This window comes from Flavobacterium album (assembly GCF_003096035.1).
Taxonomy (GTDB): Bacteria; Bacteroidota; Bacteroidia; order Flavobacteriales; family Flavobacteriaceae; genus Flavobacterium; species Flavobacterium album.
In genome coordinates, this window is record NZ_CP029186.1 from 3,460,089 (window position 1) to 3,477,041 (window position 16,953).

Annotated in this window: 12 protein-coding genes; 8 read left to right on the forward strand and 4 right to left on the reverse strand. The window is 46.0% G+C overall.

What is annotated here, in order from left to right:
• Nucleotides 1–74 precede the first annotated feature (74 nt).
• Nucleotides 75–1,676, forward strand: coding sequence for a Na+/H+ antiporter (locus HYN59_RS15615; protein WP_108779169.1), 1,602 nt, complete (start codon nucleotides 75–77; stop codon nucleotides 1,674–1,676).
• A gap of 164 nt (nucleotides 1,677–1,840) precedes the next feature.
• Here the strand turns inward: HYN59_RS15615 and HYN59_RS15620 are convergent, their stop codons facing one another.
• On the reverse strand, nucleotides 1,841–2,710 hold the full coding sequence (locus HYN59_RS15620) for a cupin-like domain-containing protein (protein WP_108779170.1): 870 nt from the start codon (nucleotides 2,708–2,710) through the stop codon (nucleotides 1,841–1,843).
• A 156-nt stretch (nucleotides 2,711–2,866) separates the two neighbouring features.
• Here HYN59_RS15620 and HYN59_RS15625 point away from each other — a divergent pair, with 156 nt between their 5' ends.
• The 4 genes from HYN59_RS15625 (at nucleotide 2,867) to HYN59_RS15640 (ending at nucleotide 8,771) form a co-directional block, all read left to right on the forward strand.
• Nucleotides 2,867–3,403, forward strand: coding sequence for a pyridoxamine 5'-phosphate oxidase family protein (locus HYN59_RS15625; protein WP_108779171.1), 537 nt, complete (start codon nucleotides 2,867–2,869; stop codon nucleotides 3,401–3,403).
• Nucleotides 3,404–3,531: 128 nt separating this feature from the next.
• A complete protein-coding gene (locus tag HYN59_RS15630; protein ID WP_146185964.1) occupies nucleotides 3,532–4,227 on the forward strand; it encodes a hypothetical protein in 696 nt (231 codons plus the stop codon).
• A 149-nt stretch (nucleotides 4,228–4,376) separates the two neighbouring features.
• Nucleotides 4,377–5,060, forward strand: a complete 684-nt coding sequence (gene trhA / locus HYN59_RS15635) for a PAQR family membrane homeostasis protein TrhA (protein ID WP_108779173.1) — start codon at nucleotides 4,377–4,379, stop codon at nucleotides 5,058–5,060.
• Between the two features lie 63 nt (nucleotides 5,061–5,123).
• Entirely contained in the window at nucleotides 5,124–8,771 is a 3,648-nt protein-coding gene (locus tag HYN59_RS15640) for a PAS domain S-box protein (protein ID WP_108779174.1), read from the forward strand.
• Nucleotides 8,772–8,993: 222 nt separating this feature from the next.
• Here HYN59_RS15640 and HYN59_RS15645 read toward each other — a convergent pair whose 3' ends face one another.
• The gene (locus tag HYN59_RS15645) at nucleotides 8,994–10,616 is read right to left on the reverse strand and encodes an NADP-dependent glyceraldehyde-3-phosphate dehydrogenase (RefSeq protein ID WP_108779175.1); all 1,623 of its coding nucleotides are present in this window, start codon (nucleotides 10,614–10,616) and stop codon (nucleotides 8,994–8,996) included.
• 192 nt (nucleotides 10,617–10,808) lie between these two features.
• Here HYN59_RS15645 and HYN59_RS15650 point away from each other — a divergent pair, with 192 nt between their 5' ends.
• Together HYN59_RS15650 and HYN59_RS15655 are read left to right on the forward strand one after the other, a co-directional pair.
• Nucleotides 10,809–11,684: a carbon-nitrogen hydrolase gene (locus HYN59_RS15650; protein ID WP_108779176.1), complete on the forward strand. Its 876-nt coding sequence runs from the start codon at nucleotides 10,809–10,811 to the stop codon at nucleotides 11,682–11,684.
• A 58-nt stretch (nucleotides 11,685–11,742) separates the two neighbouring features.
• The gene (locus HYN59_RS15655) at nucleotides 11,743–12,810 is read left to right on the forward strand and encodes an agmatine deiminase family protein (RefSeq protein WP_108779177.1); all 1,068 of its coding nucleotides are present in this window, start codon (nucleotides 11,743–11,745) and stop codon (nucleotides 12,808–12,810) included.
• A 119-nt stretch (nucleotides 12,811–12,929) separates the two neighbouring features.
• Here the strand turns inward: HYN59_RS15655 and HYN59_RS15660 are convergent, their stop codons facing one another.
• Both HYN59_RS15660 and HYN59_RS15665 read right to left on the reverse strand, forming a co-directional pair.
• Nucleotides 12,930–13,712: an OmpA family protein gene (locus HYN59_RS15660; RefSeq protein WP_108779178.1), complete on the reverse strand. Its 783-nt coding sequence runs from the start codon at nucleotides 13,710–13,712 to the stop codon at nucleotides 12,930–12,932.
• 368 nt (nucleotides 13,713–14,080) lie between these two features.
• The gene (locus HYN59_RS15665; RefSeq protein ID WP_108779179.1) at nucleotides 14,081–16,270 is read right to left on the reverse strand and encodes a glutamine synthetase III family protein; all 2,190 of its coding nucleotides are present in this window, start codon (nucleotides 16,268–16,270) and stop codon (nucleotides 14,081–14,083) included.
• 349 nt (nucleotides 16,271–16,619) lie between these two features.
• Here HYN59_RS15665 and HYN59_RS15670 point away from each other — a divergent pair, with 349 nt between their 5' ends.
• Nucleotides 16,620–16,880 (forward strand): YtxH domain-containing protein, encoded by a 261-nt coding sequence (locus HYN59_RS15670; RefSeq protein ID WP_108779180.1) that lies wholly within the window; start codon nucleotides 16,620–16,622, stop codon nucleotides 16,878–16,880.
• The last annotated feature ends 73 nt before the right edge of the window (nucleotides 16,881–16,953 follow it).

A 16,953-nucleotide genomic window follows, 5' to 3' on the forward strand; every position in this document is an offset into this window, starting at 1 on the left:
GGGCAAATAAAGAAAACGCTTTCACGGCCCTATACAGGATTGAAAATTTTGAAAAGACTTCGTATATTTCCGCTATGGAAAACACAGGTATAATTGTAATGATGCTGTTCGGGATGGTGTTCCTGGGCATCCTCAGCAATAAGTATAAATTCCCCTTCCCTATAGTGCTGGTGCTCTGCGGGATCGTCATAAGCGTTGTGCCCGGGCTGCCGGCAATTACCCTTAGCCCGGAAGTAGTCTTTATCATCTTTTTGCCGCCTCTGTTGTATTATGCCGCCTGGAATACCAGCTGGCATGATTTTAAAGGCGCTATCAGGCCAATAAGCCTGGCTGCGATCGGGCTCGTTTTTTTTACAACCTTCGCCGTAGCTGTGGCTGCCCATGAGCTTATTGAAGGTCTCAGCTGGCCTTTGGCATTCCTTATCGGAGCCATCGTTTCGCCTCCCGATGCCGTTGCAGCAACATCTATTACCAAAGGCTTGGGGCTAAGTCCCCGCGTTATTACGATCCTTGAAGGCGAAAGCCTGGTAAACGATGCCAGCGGCCTTGTAGCCTACAAATATGCGCTTACCGCTATTACGGCGGGCAATTTCATCATTTGGGAAGCCAGTGTCAACTTTTTTGTGATGATCATCGCCGGAATAGCCATCGGGCTTGCTCTGGGTTATATCATGTACCTTGTCCACAAAAAATTCGTCTGCGACCCGATCGTTGAGGTTACCCTCACGTTCCTTACACCGTTTGCGGCCTACCTTCTTGCAGAGCATTTCCATTTTTCGGGCGTGCTTGCTGTGGTCAGTACGGGGCTGTACTTATCCTTCCGGTCAGGGCAGATTCTCACGCACCAGAGCCGCATCATGGCCAGTACAGTATGGGATGTATCGGTATATATACTCAACGGGCTTATTTTTATCCTTATCGGACTCCAGCTGCGCCAGATCATGGACGGAATAGACGGTTATTCTACAGGGGAGCTCATCTTGTGGGGAGCTGCAGTGAGTTTTGTAGTCGTGGTGGTGCGGTTTATCTGGGTTGTTCCCGCTGCCATGCTACCGCGCATGCTGAGCAAAAAAATAAAGAAGAACGAACCCTTCGACCCCCGCAACCTTGTGGTATTCGGTTGGGGAGGCATGCGCGGCGTGGTATCTATGGCCGCTGCGCTTGCCTTACCGCTTGCACTGCCCGACGGATCACCGTTCCCGCACCGCAGCCTCATCATCTACCTCACGTTCTGTGTAATATTATCCACGCTGGTTGGGCTTGGGCTTACGCTGCCCTGGATCATAAAAAAAATGAAGATCCAACCCTACTCCATTTTTGCAGAGGAATACGAGGTGCGCAACCTTGTGGTATCGCAAACCATTGCCCATATCGAAGAGAACCTGTCGCTGTTGCAGGACGAGTTGCTGCACAACATTAAAAGCAAGTATGAAGTAAAGTTCAACCGACTGCAAAAAACAGAGCTGCCTGCGAATTTCTTTGGAAAGGGCGAAACGCTGCCCACCAATATCTTTAATGAATTTACCCAATTGCAGATCGACCTTATCAATGTTGAACGTCAAAAGATTGAGCAGCTGCACCGCAAAGGGGGCACCAGTGAAGAAGTGCTCCGCAAGATAGAGCGTGAGCTCGACCTGGAGGAAACCCGCCTGAGTATGGATATGTACGATGGGTAGTTTTTAGACACAGTCGCAGTTTTCAATCACAGCTTGTCTGCGGGCATAGGCAGGTCTCAGTTTTCAGCCATGATAATTCCGGTGTAGAGGCGTTGCATTGCAACGTCTCAATAAAATAAAAAAGCCATTGCATTGCAACGGCCATATATAATCAATAGTAACTGCTATCTTTTCTCCAGCTCCGCATTTGTTCTGCGGATTGACTCCTCATCCTTATAATCCAGCCACGCCTGCCCTTTGCGCTTACGCATCCAGTTGTCATAAAGGCGGTTGAAGGTTACGTTGGCCAGCCCTTTCATCAGGTTGCCCGGCCTTCCTGCCAGTGAGCGAAGGCTTAAAGAGAACCCCGGCGTAAGGTATTTCATGTAGTGCCACCATCCTTCGGGCATGTAGAGCATTTCGCCATGCTTAAGGTTCGTGATATACGGTTTTACCATTTTTAGTGCAGGGAACTTTTCGAAGTCGGGATTGTCAAAATCGATATCCTCGTTGCATATCCAGGAATATGGCAGGCGGTACATGTACTTGGTCTCTTTTGGGTCGACCAGCACACATTGCTTTTCGCCGGCAAAATGAATATGGAATATATTCGGGAAGTCAATGTCATAATGCATGAACACCTTGGCGCCCTGCCCGCCGAAGAACACGAGCGGCAGGCTTTTTATCAGTCGCAGCCCAAGCTTAGGCCATCTCATATCCTGTTTCATCGAAGGCACATCCTTCATCAGGTTATAAAGGAAAATACGCAGGTGTGTTGGGCCTTTTTCCAGTATGTCTATGTATTCCGACATGCTCATGGTAAAATCGGGCTCGTTCACCTTCTTGGTATAGTCGGTCTTCCGGTTGTCATATAGCGGCACTGTCTTGTCGCCGGCCACTTCACGAAGAAAATCAAAATTCCATTTGGTAAACGCAGGCCAGTCCTCGATTTGGTTGGTAATTACCACCGGTTTTTGAGGTTTATAGTAGTTCTCTATAAATTCTTTCTTTGTGAGTTTTTCAACCCTTTCGATTTGTATATAGTCAAATGGCATGGCGCAAAGATAATAATATTCCGTGCATGTTGATTTCTCTTACATTCATCTTTAGTTAATTAAAAATTAATGGAAAATTAAACAAAACTTTAATAATTGTCTAAATAAAAATCCCGAAATGTTGCACTAAATTTATAAAAACTAAAAAACATTACTATGGATTCAATAAACCAAAACCAGCCGGAAGATAATTTTAAGGACCTTGCGGGACCTGAAGGCCTGGAAAAGATCAAAGAGCTCGCCAAAAAAGCAGGCTCATGCTTTTTCTGTACAAAGATCGTGAGCGGCCAGGCATTCTCTACAAGGCCGATGTCAGCCGAGAAAATTGATGATAACGGGAACTTCTGGTTCCTGAGTGCCAACGACAGCCACAAAAATGCGGAGATCGCTGCCGACCCTGCTGTACAAATGCTGTTTCAGGGATCATCCTACAGCGATTTCCTGACACTCTATGGAAAGGCAACCATTAGCACTGATAAAGAAAAGATCAAAGAGCTGTGGGACCCGACCATGAAAACGTGGTTCACCGAGGGCATAGATGACCCAAGGATCACCGTTATAAAATTCACGCCTTCCGATGGCTATTACTGGGATACCAAACACGCCATCTTTGTTGCCTTTGCCAAAAGGATTGTAGGTTCCATAATTGGGCAAACCCTCGACGATTCGATTGAAGGAAACGTTACACCATAATTGTATCTTTTTTAACACCGCCGCGGATTATAAATTTTATGATCCGCGGCTTTTTTTATGGTGAGAGTCAGCCGAAACGAAAAAGAAAATTTGCAATTGCTATATTTACAGCATCAATCTCCATATTCATGATATTTCCGTTCGATGAAGAGTATATCGCAACAAAGCAGGTAATGCTTGGCAAAGCCACAATGAATTTCGATTTCATAGAGCTTGCTGATTATATAAACGAAAAATTTTGCGTAAAGCCTGTAAACATTATTTATGACCTTATTGATGATGGTGCAACCCCGCGTTTACAAATTTGCCTCGAGCTGGAAAAGGAAGCCCTACTATTTAAAGATGCGATGCTGAATTTCGACAGGGAGAAGCAAAATATTGTGGCTGAAAAATTCAGGGAAATGATAGAGTCAGGCAGTATGCGCGGCGATAACTGCAGTTCATCATCGTACCCTTTAGATGCTTACAGCGCTGATAGCCTTTTTGTTTACTTTTCTGCTTTCAAGCCCGTGGCTCAGATGGAATTTAACGAAAGCGTATTGCCGCAAGAGGTTGCTGCGCTAAAGCAAAAGCTCGGTAATAACGTCATCTGGGAGATCATACCTAAATTCACAGGTGTGACGTTTTTCGTGTATACAGATAAGCAGGTTCGGGAATATGAAGACAGTGCAGAGATGCAAAGATGGGCCGCCGCTTATTTTGATATTTTAGAAAAGTATGATGAATTCGGGTATTTTGAAAAGGAGTCTTTCGGTGTTTTCCTCGACAGTAAAGAGAATTTTGATAAAAATTACGACAGCAACTGGAATTATTATTTCAGTTGATGGATACAATGCTCCCCAGGCAATTTAGCCTTTCCGGCAATATGGAATGCCGTTGCAATATAAAACCGCCTTTCGATAAAGAATTTTAGCGATCACGCTCTAAAATCACAAAATTTTTGTTGCGGTAAGAATGATTTTATAATTCGCTTATGAGAAGAAATCCTGCCTTTCCGTACCTTTGCAAGAAAGATTTTGCCATGCCGAAGAAGAACAGGAAAAGCGAAGAATTCTGGAATGTTGTAACCCATGGTACGGGGGCCGTGCTTTCGGTTGCCGCCTTTATTGCCCTGGTTACTTATGCTGCTTTTAACGGCAGTGCGATGCACATTGCGGCCGCGATTGTTTTCGGCACAAGCCTCATGCTGCTTTACTCTGCCTCTACCATCTACCACTACGTTGCTACCTTGCGCTGGAAACGCTTTTTCCAACGGATAGACCACCTGTGCATTTATGTGCTTATAGCAGGGACGTATACCCCTATCGCGCTGCTTGGGCTTAAAGGCGCCTGGGGATGGACGATATTCGGTATAATATGGGCGTTTGCCATAGCAGGGTTCATCTTTAAATTCTCGCCGCTGCGCAGGTCGGAAAAACTGTCGCTATCGCTGTATGCGCTTATGGGATGGCTTATCATTATCGCCATAAAGCCGCTTATAGAGAATCTTTCTGCAGGTGCACTGTTCTATCTTTTAGGCGGTGGATTGTGCTATACATTCGGCATTTATTTTTACGCAAAAGAAAAAATACCTTACAACCATACCATCTGGCACATTTTTGTACTTGGAGGCAGCACGCTGCATTTCTTTGGCATCTTTTTATATCTTATACCCTAAAGCATAAAATAATTCGTTATTTTAGATATATTAATTACCGACAGTTACACCACCATATAGATTTTGGAAAAGAATTATAATTATCCGTTCCTGCAGGGAGGCGGGGAAATGGGAGAACTTACACGCAGTTTCGACTGGGCCTCTACACCTGTGGGTCCTGTTTCCCAATGGCCTGTAAGCCTCAGGAATACTGTGGGTATGATACTCTCTTCCAAATTCCCCATGTTCCTTTTCTGGGGCAGCGAGCATATACAGTTCTATAACGATGCCTACCGCCCGAGCCTTGGCGATAACGGCAAACATCCGCATGCCCTGGGGCAGAGAGGGATTGAATGCTGGCCCGAAATATGGGACACTATTTTCCCGCTGATACAAAATGTACGCGAAAACGGCATTAGCGCCTGGCATGAGGACCTCCTGCTACCCATACACCGTAATGGGCGTATGGAGGATGTTTACTGGACCTTCAGCTACAGTGCCGTGATGGACGACACAGGAAATATTGAGGGCGTATTGGTAATCTGTACCGAAACTACCGACAAGATCATTAACATCCGCCATTTAGAAGAAAGTAAAGACCAGCTCGAATTTGCCATTGATGCTACCGAGCTGGGTACCTGGGACCTGAACCCGGCTACGGGAAAATTTACAGGAAATAAAAGGCTGAAAGAATGGTTCGGGCTAAAGCCTCATGACGAAATACCTTTGGAGTCGGCCACCAATATAATTGCCGAAAAAGACCGCGAACGGGTGGTCGCCGCTATTCAACGGGCTCTTGAGCATGATTCGGGTGGAAAATATAATATTGAATATACCATAGTAAATCCAAAAACGAAAGCCGAGCGCCTGGTAAAAGCAAAAGGGCGTGCGTGGTTTAACGAAGACGATGTTGCCTACCGCTTTAACGGGACATTACAGGACATCAGCGAAAACCGCCGCGCACAGGAAGAAGTAGCGGAAGCCCACCAGCTGGCCGATATTGCCATAAAAAGCGCCGGTATGGGGCTGTTCAGGGTAGACCTCATTACAGGCGAGATTAACTACTCCCCTATGTTTGCCTATATTCTTACAGGCGACATCAATAAGCACGTGATATCACGAAAGGATTTCATTAAATATATTCATCCTGACGATCTTGCCGACAGGGCAAAAGCCCTTGAAGAAGGTAAAAGAAACAATGAGTTTTACTATTCACCACGTGTAATATGGGATGACGGCTCCGTACACCGGATGGTTGTAACCGGAGCCAATACTTTTGATGCCGATGGCAATCTGGTTTCTTTTTCGGGTACGGTAAGCGATGTTTCGGTTCTTGAAAACCAGCGTATAGCCCTCGAAAAAGCAGAAAACCTTAGGCGTGACAGCGACGCAATGTTCCGTCATGTGACCAATAGTTCGCCGGTTGGCCTTTGGCTTTCGGATACAAACGGCAAGATGACTTATGTGAATAAGATACTTTCTGAATGGACGGGCTTTTCGTTCCCTGAGTTGCTGGACGATGGCTGGATAAGCGCCATTATCGAGGAAGACAGGAAACGCGTAGCCGCAACATTCGAAGAAGCCGTTGGACAGCAAATACATTACGATATACTTTTCAGGCTGCAGAAAGTAAGTGGAAACGTTGCCTGGTGCCGTGCCGCGGGTGACCCTTATTATAATGAAGACGGAAGCTATGCAGGGTATGCAGGGTATTGCATGGATATTGATGAAATCATTGAAGGCAGGAAGGCGCTTACGCAAAGTGAAGAACGCTTCAGGGCAATGATCGAGCAGGCGCCTGTAGCTACCTGCTTATTCACCGGGCCTGATATGAGGATCGAGGTAGCTAATCAGATCATGATAGATTACTGGGGCAAAGACAGATCTGTGATGGGCAAACCGCTGGCAGAAGCTTTACCTGAACTTAAAGGGCAGCCGTTCCTGGATATCCTCGACCGAATTTATGCTACGGGGATAACGCACTCTGAAATTGAAGCCTTTGCCCAATTGGAGGTGAATGGCGTTTTAACCGATTATTATTTTGATTACACCTACAAACCATTGTTCGATGCCAACGGTAAAGTATATGGCATTATGGATATGGCTGTAGATGTTACCGACCGTGTAATTACCCAGCAAAAAATAGATGAAAGCCGCAAACAGCTGCTCGACTCATTTGAAGAATCGCCTGTAGGAATCGCCATCATTGATAAAGAAGGGCTTACCTTTAGCATGGCAAATACTTTTTATGGCGAGCTTGTGGGCAGGAAACCGAATGAGATAATCGGGAAGCCCTTACTTGATGCATTGCCAGAAATAAAAGGCCAGGGCTTTGACTTGCTGCTTGAAAATGTCATGGCTACGGGGGTGGCATATATCGCTAAAGAAGTATCGGTTGAACTGGTGCGCAATAATATACTGGAAACCATTTATGTAGACCTTGCCTATCAGCCAATGCATACCAGCGATAAAAAGGTGAACCGTATTCTTGTCGTCGCCACGGATGTGACCCAGCAGATACGGGCAAGAAAGAAAATAGAGAATGCCGAAGCTGCGCTAAGAGGCGCAATCGAACTGGCTGAACTGGCTACCTGGAGATACAACATCAAAGAAAACACCTTCAGCTATTCCCAGAGGTTTATGGACTGGCTTGGATTCTCTGAAGATACTAAAGGTATTGACGAAGCCTATAACCCGCTACCTGAAGACTATGTAGAGATGGTAGACCATAGGATAAAGGCGGCTATAGCACCGGGTTCATCCGGGCTTTACGAAAATGAGCATCCTATTATTAACCGCCAGACAGGCCAGGTGCGGATTATCCATGCACAGGCACAGGTTTCGTATGATACGGAAGGCAATCCGAGGTACCTGAGCGGCAGCGCGCAGGATGTTACTAAAGAGCGCAAGCTACAGCAGCAGCTTGAGTTTGAAGTAAAAGAGCGTACCGAAGAACTGCGGGCCGCGAATGCCGAACTGGCAGATGCCAATAACGCACTGCAGCAGAATAATGAGGAGCTTAACCAGTTTGCCTACATCGCTTCGCACGATTTGCAGGAGCCTGTGCGAAAAATCAGTATTTTCTCCAAAATGTTGGAAGAAAGCCTGGGGCAGATTGAAGAACGCCCGAAAAATTACCTTACAAAAATCAACAACTCTGCAGACAGGATGAGCAATCTCATTCGCGATATACTGAGCTACTCGCAGTTGTCTAAGGATAACGACCTTTTTGCTTTTGTTAATTTAGAGGATATTGCGCGCGACACCATTACCGACTTTGAACTGACCATAGCACAAACTTCCGCTACTATAAATTGTGACGGCCTCCCCGTTATTGAAGCGATCCCCTTACAGATGTCGCAGCTTTTCGGGAACCTTATATCCAACTCGCTCAAATATGTGCGGCCCGGTGTGGCGCCGGTTATCAGTGTAGCTGCAACATTATTGCCTCCCGGCGAAGCCCGTTTTACCCACAGCGACGATAATGCAGGGTATTACAGGATTGAGTTCAGGGATAATGGCATCGGATTTGAACAGGAATATGCCGAAAGGATATTCCATATCTTCCAGAGGCTGCACGGCAAAAGCGAATATACAGGCACCGGCATAGGGCTGGCCATCTGCAAAAAGATCGTACAGAACCACCACGGCCATATAGAGGCAGCCCCGGCTGAGGGAGGCGGCGCGCTGTTTACGGTTTACCTGCCGGAAAAGCAGCATGTGAGGCTCTAGTCTATAATAAAGACCCCAAAGGTTTTGAAAACCTTTGGGGTCTTATCGTAAAATCGTAATCACATTTTTATTATCAGACCTACAAAGTTTTCAAAATCTTGCGGGTCGGAGCGCACAGTAACCACCTGAGTGAAGCTTGCGTGAGGGACAGGAGCGGCATCCCCGCCTTTTTCGGCGGGGATACAGCGGATGGCACGGCCCGAAGGGACACGCCCAAATAAATTAAAAAATATAATCAGTACTTAAAAAGCCCGATTCGTGGTCACGCACTATCTTATTAAGCAACTCTTTATTGGCATCGGTAACTTTTGCAGCCACAAGCGACCTGATGGAGAACGAACGCAGCGCATCGAATACCGATAGTGTACCCTCGGCGCTGTCTTTCCTTCCTGTGAACGGGAAAACATCCGGGCCACGCTGTGCCTGGCAGTTGATATTCACCCTGCTGACAAGGCCTACAAACGGGTCGATAAGGCTGGCGACTTCTGCCGCATCATTGCTAAAGATACTCACCTGCATACCGTGCGATGCATCGACCTGGTATTGTATAGGCTCCTCGATGGATTTGAAACGTACTACCGGCACCACAGGGCCAAACTGCTCTTCATGGTACAGCTTCATACTGTCATCTACAGGATATACAACCGCAGGAAAAACAAAAGAAACATTCATGTAGCCGCCGCCTTCATTCATTACTTTAGCGCCTTTTGCCGCAGCATCTTCTATACATTCTTTAAGGTAAGCAGGTTTGTCTGCTTCGGGCAGCGGGGTTACTTTTACATCCTTATCCCAAGGCAGGCCGGGCTTCAGGGCCGATACAGCTTCACTCAGTTTCTTCACAAATTCATCAGCCACACCTTCCTGCACAAAGATCAGCTTGAGTGCGGTACAGCGTTGCCCATTAAAAGATAAAGACCCTGCAATGCATTCGCTTACTGCTACATCGAGGTCCGCATTATTGGTCACGATAGCAGCATTCTTGGCATCCAGGCTCAATATGGCACGCAGCCTGTTCACTTTCGGGTGTTGTTTTTTCAGTCCGTTAGCCACTTTGCTGGAACCAATAAACGCCAGCACATTGATCTTACCGCTTTCCATTAATGGCGGGATGATTTCCGATCCTTTGCCGTAAAGCGTATTGACAGCGCCTTTAGGGAAAGCTTCCTTAAAGGCTTCAAGCAAAGGATAGTGGGCCAGGATACCGTGCTTCGGCAACTTGAACAATATGGTGTTGCCCATTATGAGGGCCGGTATCAGCGTGGTAAATATCTCATTGAGCGGATAGTTGAAAGGCCCCATACTCAGCACCACGCCAAGCGGCAGGCGGCGGGTTTGGGCAATGGTACCCTCTGCTTCCTGGAAGCGTGAAGATTCACGGTCAAGGTCTTTGAGTGCATCTATAGTAGCATTAATATAATCAACAGTACGGTCGAATTCTTTAGTGGAATCGGCCAGTGATTTGCCTATTTCCCACATCAGCAGCTTAATGATAAGTGAGCGCTGTTTTATCATCAGGTAGACAAAATTCTGCATGCACTCAATGCGCTTTTCAACACTCATGGAAGGCCACTCCCCCATTCCGTTATCATAGGCGGCAAGCGCAGCATCGAGTGCCTGCATGGCTTCTTTCGGAGATGTGTCGGGATAAGTACCTACAAGCTTCCGTTTGAGCCCGTCGGGACCGGGGATGCACACAGGCGACCATACTTCGTTTACAGGCCCGTCCCAATGAACTATTTCGCCATTGAGCAGGTATTCTTTCTGGTGTAATTCGGGCAGTTGGAATTCTTCGGGGATTTGGTTTTCGGCAACAAAAATATTTTCAAAACGCGTATTGGTATCCATAATTTATAATGTTTTTTGGAATTATAAATTTAGCGATACCCCCCGTATTATCCTACATGTTTAGATTATTTTATAAAAAAGGTTTTTGGTTTCAATTTCAAGCATAGTATATTTAAGAAAAGGGTAACAGCGGCCACCCTAAAAATCCCAAACTTTTTCCCTAAATTTGCCGCTCAATTTTATGCAACTGAAATGAGTAAAGTAAAAGTAGGATTAGTACAGATGAGCTGTGTTGCCGAAAAGCAGCCCAACCTCGAAAAAGCGATTAGGGAAGTGCGCAATGCCGCCGCAAAGGGTGCGCAGATTGTGTGCCTCCAGGAATTGTTCACCTCGCTGTATTTTTGCGATGTAGAGGATTATGAGAACTTCAAGCTGGCAGAATCTATTCCCGGCCCATCCACCACAGCGCTTAGCGAAGTGGCGAAAGAACTCAATGTAGTGATTATTGCCTCATTGTTCGAGAAACGTGCCGAAGGCCTGTACCATAATACTACCGCGGTTATTGATGCCGATGGAGAGTACCTTGGTAAATACCGCAAGATGCACATCCCGGATGACCCGGCCTTTTACGAGAAATTCTATTTCACTCCTGGCGACCTGGGATACAAAGTGTTCCAGACCAAGTTTGCCAAAATAGGCGTGCTTATCTGCTGGGACCAGTGGTACCCGGAAGCAAGCCGCATCACTGCGCTTATGGGTGCCGAGATCATGTTCTACCCTACTGCTATAGGGTGGGCCACCTCGCAGGATGAAGAGACTAATAAAGAGCAATACGATGCATGGCAAACCATTCAGCGCTCGCATGCCGTGGCCAATGGCGTACACGTTGTGAGCGTGAACCGTGTAGGCTTTGAGCAGGATGGCGCTATGAAATTCTGGGGTGGCAGCTTTGTTGCCAATCCGCATGGCAAGCTTATGTACCTTGCTTCTCATGATAACGAAGAAACTACGGTTGTAGAATTAGACACTCAGGCCACCGATCATTACCGCACGCACTGGCCTTTCCTTCGTGACAGGAGGATCGACAGCTACCAGCCGATAACAAAACGTTATATTGACGGGGATTAAAAAGTCTCAGGTTTAAAGTTTCAGGTTTCAGGTTGCCACTCAAACTCAATAAATCATAATGGATATCCATTCAGACAATACACCTAAAAAGTTAGGCTTTTCCTTCCCTGCAGAGTTTTCCGAACAACGCGCCATGTGGCTTTCGTGGCCGCATAAGGAAGCGTCATGGCCGGGAAAATTACATACGATATACAAACCATACTGCGAATTTATTTTGCAGGTTTCGCGCCACCAGACGGTATGCATCAATGTGGCCGATGAAGAAATGAAGCGCTTTGCACTTTCTGAGCTGGAGCGTTTCCTGCCATTGGTACCGGAAGGCCGTTTGGGTGAGGTAAGCTTTTACTTCCACCCTACCAATGATGCTTGGTGCCGCGACCACGGGCCGGCTTTCGTGGTAAATAAAGAAACCGGCGAAAAAGCCATTGTCGACTGGGGCTATAATGCATGGGGCGACAAGTACCCTCCCTACGATCTTGACGATGTGATTCCGACAAAAATAGGCCAAGCGCTTAACCATAAAGTTTTCCATCCGGGTATCGTGATGGAAGGTGGCAGCGTGGAGTTTAACGGTAAAGGCACACTGCTTACTACCACAGCATGCTTATTAAATGAGAACCGCAATCCGCACCTTTCTAAGGAACAGATCGAGGAATACCTTAAAGAATATTATGGCGTTGAGCATATATTATGGCTCGGCGATGGCATTGTGGGTGATGACACCGATGGCCATATTGATGATATTACCCGCTTTGTCAACGAAGATACTGTGGTGACGGTTGTAGAGGAAGATGAAAACGACGAAAATTACCACCTCCTTCAGGAAAACCTGGAATTATTAAAAACGATGAAGCTACAGGATGGCAGCCCATTAAATATAATAGAGTTGCCCATGGCTAAAGCAGTGGTTTACGAAGACCAAAGGCTTCCGGCGTCCTACGCTAATTTTTACATTGCCAACAAGAGCGTGATCGTCCCGGTCTTCAATGATGAAGTGAATGACGCAAAAGCGCTAGATATACTGAGAAAATGTTTTCCTGACAGAGAGGTCATCGGTATAGATTCCACCGACCTGATATGGGGACTGGGTAGCTTTCACTGCCTCAGCCAGCAGGAGCCTCTTTAGGATTTCAGATTTCAGAAGGTAGATTTCAGACTGAGCTACACTCATATCCTAAATACACGTTAGCATTATACTGCAAAAGTGTAGCTCAATCTGAAATCTGAAATCAAAAATCTGAAATACTAATTAGCAACTATCTCTATCTCTACCCTTCTGTTAGCCGTCTTCTCTTCCTCGCTCTTTTCAGGCAATGGGTACACCGGCCGGCTGCTGCCGAAGCTTTGGTAGGAAAGCCTCATCCTGTCGATACCGTTGTTCTTTAAAAATGCATATACGGCCAACGCCCTCTTTTGCGATATTTGGTTTGTCTCAATTTTCTGGCAGCAGATATGACCCTGAATATCGATCCTTAGGTTGGGATTGTTCTTCATAATGGTGAGCAATTCGTACAGCACTGGCCTTGATTCAGGCAGCACGATGTCGGAATTATCGTAAAAATATAGTTTCGGTACTACTATTTTATCGCCTTTAACTGCTTCGTTCATCTTTTTTGTGAGTTCTGTCACGACAGGCTCCGGTTTTTTCACAACCACGATTGGCTTTTGCCTGAAGTATAAAACCACTTTCCTGTCCATCGCCCTGTCGGCAGCGAATGATTCGCTTTCGCCAAAACCTTTTTCCTCGGTATTAGCTACATCAAGGCCGCCTTCTTTGAGCTTTTCATAAACATGCATTGCCCTGCGTTCCGAAAGGTTCTGATTATACAACGCATTCCCAATGCTGTCGGCATATCCATATATCTTCTGTATCTCGATGTCTTTGTGCGTATTTATCCATGCTGAAAGGCTTACGGCAGAAGGGTTGTTCGCTTCATCTATATCAAAATCGAAATAAACGGTAAATTTCTCCTGGGCAGTGGCAAATAGTGTAAGGCATAGTGCCAATAGTAAGAATAGGCGCTTCATCTGTTTGGTGTTGGTTATAATAATAACGAATGTAGGGATATTTTATTTTGAGCAGGTATCTAAGCGCTTCTTTGCCATCGTCCGTCCCGTTGTCCGCTATATTTGCTCCGTTCCCTGCCTTTGCCGGCAGGCAGGCTCCGCAGGATGCCGCTCCCACCGGGGCTAAGGGGCAAGGCCATTTTTTGTCAGTGATGTCCTCCCGTAGAGACGCAGTGACTGCGTCTCGCGTGCTTATTGGCGTTTCTTTACGTTAGACGCATTCAATGCGTCTCTACATTACGGTGCCATTTATGATCTGTGGAATTATTGTATAAAAAAACCTGCCATTTTCACGGCAGGCCTCACTCAAAAAAATCTTTTATGAAATATTATCGTGTGAATAATAATTCCCTGTATTTAGCCAGTGTCCAAATTTCATCGTCAACAAGGAGCTCCAGCTTATCGCAATGCTCCCTGATCACATCGAAGTATGGCTTTACGGTATCGCAGTAAGCGTGTGCCATTTCTTCAGCGCTGCCCAGGTTATTAGCATTTTTGCGGGCTTCGGTCATTTCCTCCACCTTAGAGTTGATGCCGGCGATGTGTCCCGATATCTCTTTGATAAGCGCTATCTGTTCCTTAGCTACATTTTCAAAATCTTTACCAAATATCTCCTTAAGGCCTTTTACGTTCTCAATAAGGATGTTTTGGTAGCGGATAGCTGTAGGGATCACGTGATTGCGCGCGATATCGCCCAATACCCTGCCTTCAATCTGAATCTTTTTAGTGTACTCTTCAAGCTCTATCTCATAACGGGCTTCTGCCTCAACATGGTTCATTACGTTCATTTCCTCGAACAAAGCAAGCGACTGTGCTGATACTTTTGCCTTCAGTGCAGATGGTGTAGTCTTGAAGTTGCTCAGGCCGCGTTTTGCCGCTTCCTGTTCCCATGCTTCGCTATAACCGTCGCCCTCAAAAAGGATAGCTTTGGTTTCCTTGATGTATTCCCTTAACACATTAAATATCGCATCGTCTTTCTTCATGCCTTTGCCATCGATAAGCGCATCCACTTCTTTTTTGAAGTCCTTTAGCTGCTTGGCAACAATGGTATTAACGATGGTCATGGCGTTGGCGCAGTTAGCGCTCGATCCTACTGCCCTGAACTCGAATTTATTTCCGGTGAACGCAAATGGCGAAGTCCTGTTCCTGTCGGTATTATCCAGCAATACATCCGGGATTTTGCCTACTACATTCAGTTTAAGGTCGGTTTTCTCTTCAGGTGAAAGCTTGCCTGACGATACGCCTTCAAGCTCTGCAAGCACTTTGGTAAGCTGCTCTCCGATAAACACCGATATGATTGCCGGCGGTGCTTCGTTGGCACCAAGCCTGTGGTCGTTCGTAGCTGTAGCGATAGAAGCCCTCATCAGCTCCTCATTAGTATATACCGCCTTGATGGTATTGATGAAGAACGTAAGGAACTGCAGGTTGCTCATTGGCGTTTTGCCCGGGCCTAAAAGGTTCACACCGGTATCAGTAGCCAGCGACCAGTTGTTGTGCTTACCCGAACCGTTCACCCCTTTGAAAGGCTTTTCATGGAAAAGCACTTTAAAGTCGTGGCGCTCTGCAACTTTCTGCATCACGTCCATCAATAAAGAGTTATGGTCAACTGCAAGGTTGGTCTCTTCGAATATTGGTGCAAGCTCAAACTGGTTGGGAGCAACCTCGTTGTGGCGCGTCTTTACCGGGATGCCCAAAAGCATACACTCGTTCTCAAGGTCCCTCATATAATTAAGTACACGTGTTGGGATAGAACCGAAATAGTGATCTTCTAACTGCTGCCCTTTTGCGGAAGCATGCCCAAGAAGCGTACGGCCTGTAAGAGTAATATCCGGCCTTGAATTGGCAAGCGCCGAATCCACAAGGAAATATTCCTGTTCCCATCCGAGGGTAGCGGTAACTTTCTTAACGTTCTTGTCGAAATAGCGGCATACATCGGTAGCCGCTTCATCAACGGCAGAAAGCGCCCTTAATAAAGGTGTCTTATAATCGAGTGCTTCCCCGGTGTACGATACGAATACCGTAGGGATACACAATGTAGTACCATATATAAACGCAGGTGATGTTGGGTCCCATGCGGTATAGCCGCGCGCCTCGAAAGTATTCCTGATACCGCCGTTCGGGAAGCTGGATGCATCCGGTTCCTGTTGTACAAGCTGGCTTCCGCCGAATTTCTCTACCGGGTCAGAACCGTCATAAGAAGTTTCAAAGAAGGCATCGTGCTTTTCTGCGGTAGCGCCTGTAAGCGGCTGGAACCAGTGGGTATAGTGGGTAACACCCTTGGCAAGCGCCCATTCTTTCATACCCATTGCAATATAATCGGCAAGTTTACGGTCTATTTTAGTTCCGTGCTGCACTGCGCTTTGCACCGCCTTGTAGGCTTCCGGTGTCAAAAACTGACGCATCGCCTTGTCATTGAACACATTACTTCCAAAAATGATTGATTTTCTGTCGAGCTCTTCTACTTTAACCGGCCTTCTGTTGGCGGTTTGTTGCAGGGCATGAGAACGGAATGTTGACATGAAACTGGGTTTTTAATGTTAGTGATAGATTAAAACTTGCGCAAATGTACAAAAAAATGTTTCAAATTTTAAACACCCCTATTTTTTTAGGGGTTAAATTTTAATTATTTTATCAAACACCTAATGCACCCCTACCAATACCATCACTAACTGCACATACTTTAAATCTATACATCAAACCACATCCGGATTACAGATAATTCAACAATATTCCTACATTCGTTAATAAAAATATAAAATTCCCAAAGCGCTGTTAATTGAGTTAAATATTTACTAACCAAATTGCCTTTTGAGTGATGATGTCATAATTTAGTCGAAGAATTTATCACTAACCATAAACAATACGAAAATGAAAAATAAAAAGATGATCGTGGGCATTGCTGTAGGAGCAGCAATTCTTGCGGGAGCAGCAGTGCTAATTGCACGCAGAAGGTCACAGAGAAACTTTCAGGCACAGGTTGATGAAGCCAAAGAAAACTTTAGCGGAAAGCTTCAGGAGCTTAAGCGCAAAGCACAGAAAGAGTACAGGAATTCATCATCCGAAGTTAAGGATGCAGTAAACGGCGCCAAAGACAGGGCCAATGAATGGGTTAACAAAGCCCGTGCTTAATTAATCAATATCCACTTCCAGATAAATCCCGTTAAGGGATTATATAGAGCCGGTTATGAGATTTTGTAACCGG

Excerpts from the sequence above, each read along its gene's own strand:
- HYN59_RS15615 (WP_108779169.1), top strand. The coding sequence starts at position 75 with ATGGAAAACACAGGTATAATTGTAATGATGCTGTTCGGGATGGTGTTC.
- HYN59_RS15620 (WP_108779170.1), bottom strand. The coding sequence starts at position 2,710 with ATGCCATTTGACTATATACAAATCGAAAGGGTTGAAAAACTCACAAAG.
- HYN59_RS15625 (WP_108779171.1), top strand. The coding sequence starts at position 2,867 with ATGGATTCAATAAACCAAAACCAGCCGGAAGATAATTTTAAGGACCTT.
- HYN59_RS15630 (WP_146185964.1), top strand. The coding sequence starts at position 3,532 with ATGATATTTCCGTTCGATGAAGAGTATATCGCAACAAAGCAGGTAATG.
- trhA (WP_108779173.1), top strand. The coding sequence starts at position 4,377 with ATGAGAAGAAATCCTGCCTTTCCGTACCTTTGCAAGAAAGATTTTGCC.
- HYN59_RS15645 (WP_108779175.1), bottom strand. The coding sequence starts at position 10,616 with ATGGATACCAATACGCGTTTTGAAAATATTTTTGTTGCCGAAAACCAA.
- HYN59_RS15650 (WP_108779176.1), top strand. The coding sequence starts at position 10,809 with ATGAGTAAAGTAAAAGTAGGATTAGTACAGATGAGCTGTGTTGCCGAA.
- HYN59_RS15655 (WP_108779177.1), top strand. The coding sequence starts at position 11,743 with ATGGATATCCATTCAGACAATACACCTAAAAAGTTAGGCTTTTCCTTC.
- HYN59_RS15660 (WP_108779178.1), bottom strand. The coding sequence starts at position 13,712 with ATGAAGCGCCTATTCTTACTATTGGCACTATGCCTTACACTATTTGCC.
- HYN59_RS15665 (WP_108779179.1), bottom strand. The coding sequence starts at position 16,270 with ATGTCAACATTCCGTTCTCATGCCCTGCAACAAACCGCCAACAGAAGG.
- HYN59_RS15670 (WP_108779180.1), top strand. The coding sequence starts at position 16,620 with ATGAAAAATAAAAAGATGATCGTGGGCATTGCTGTAGGAGCAGCAATT.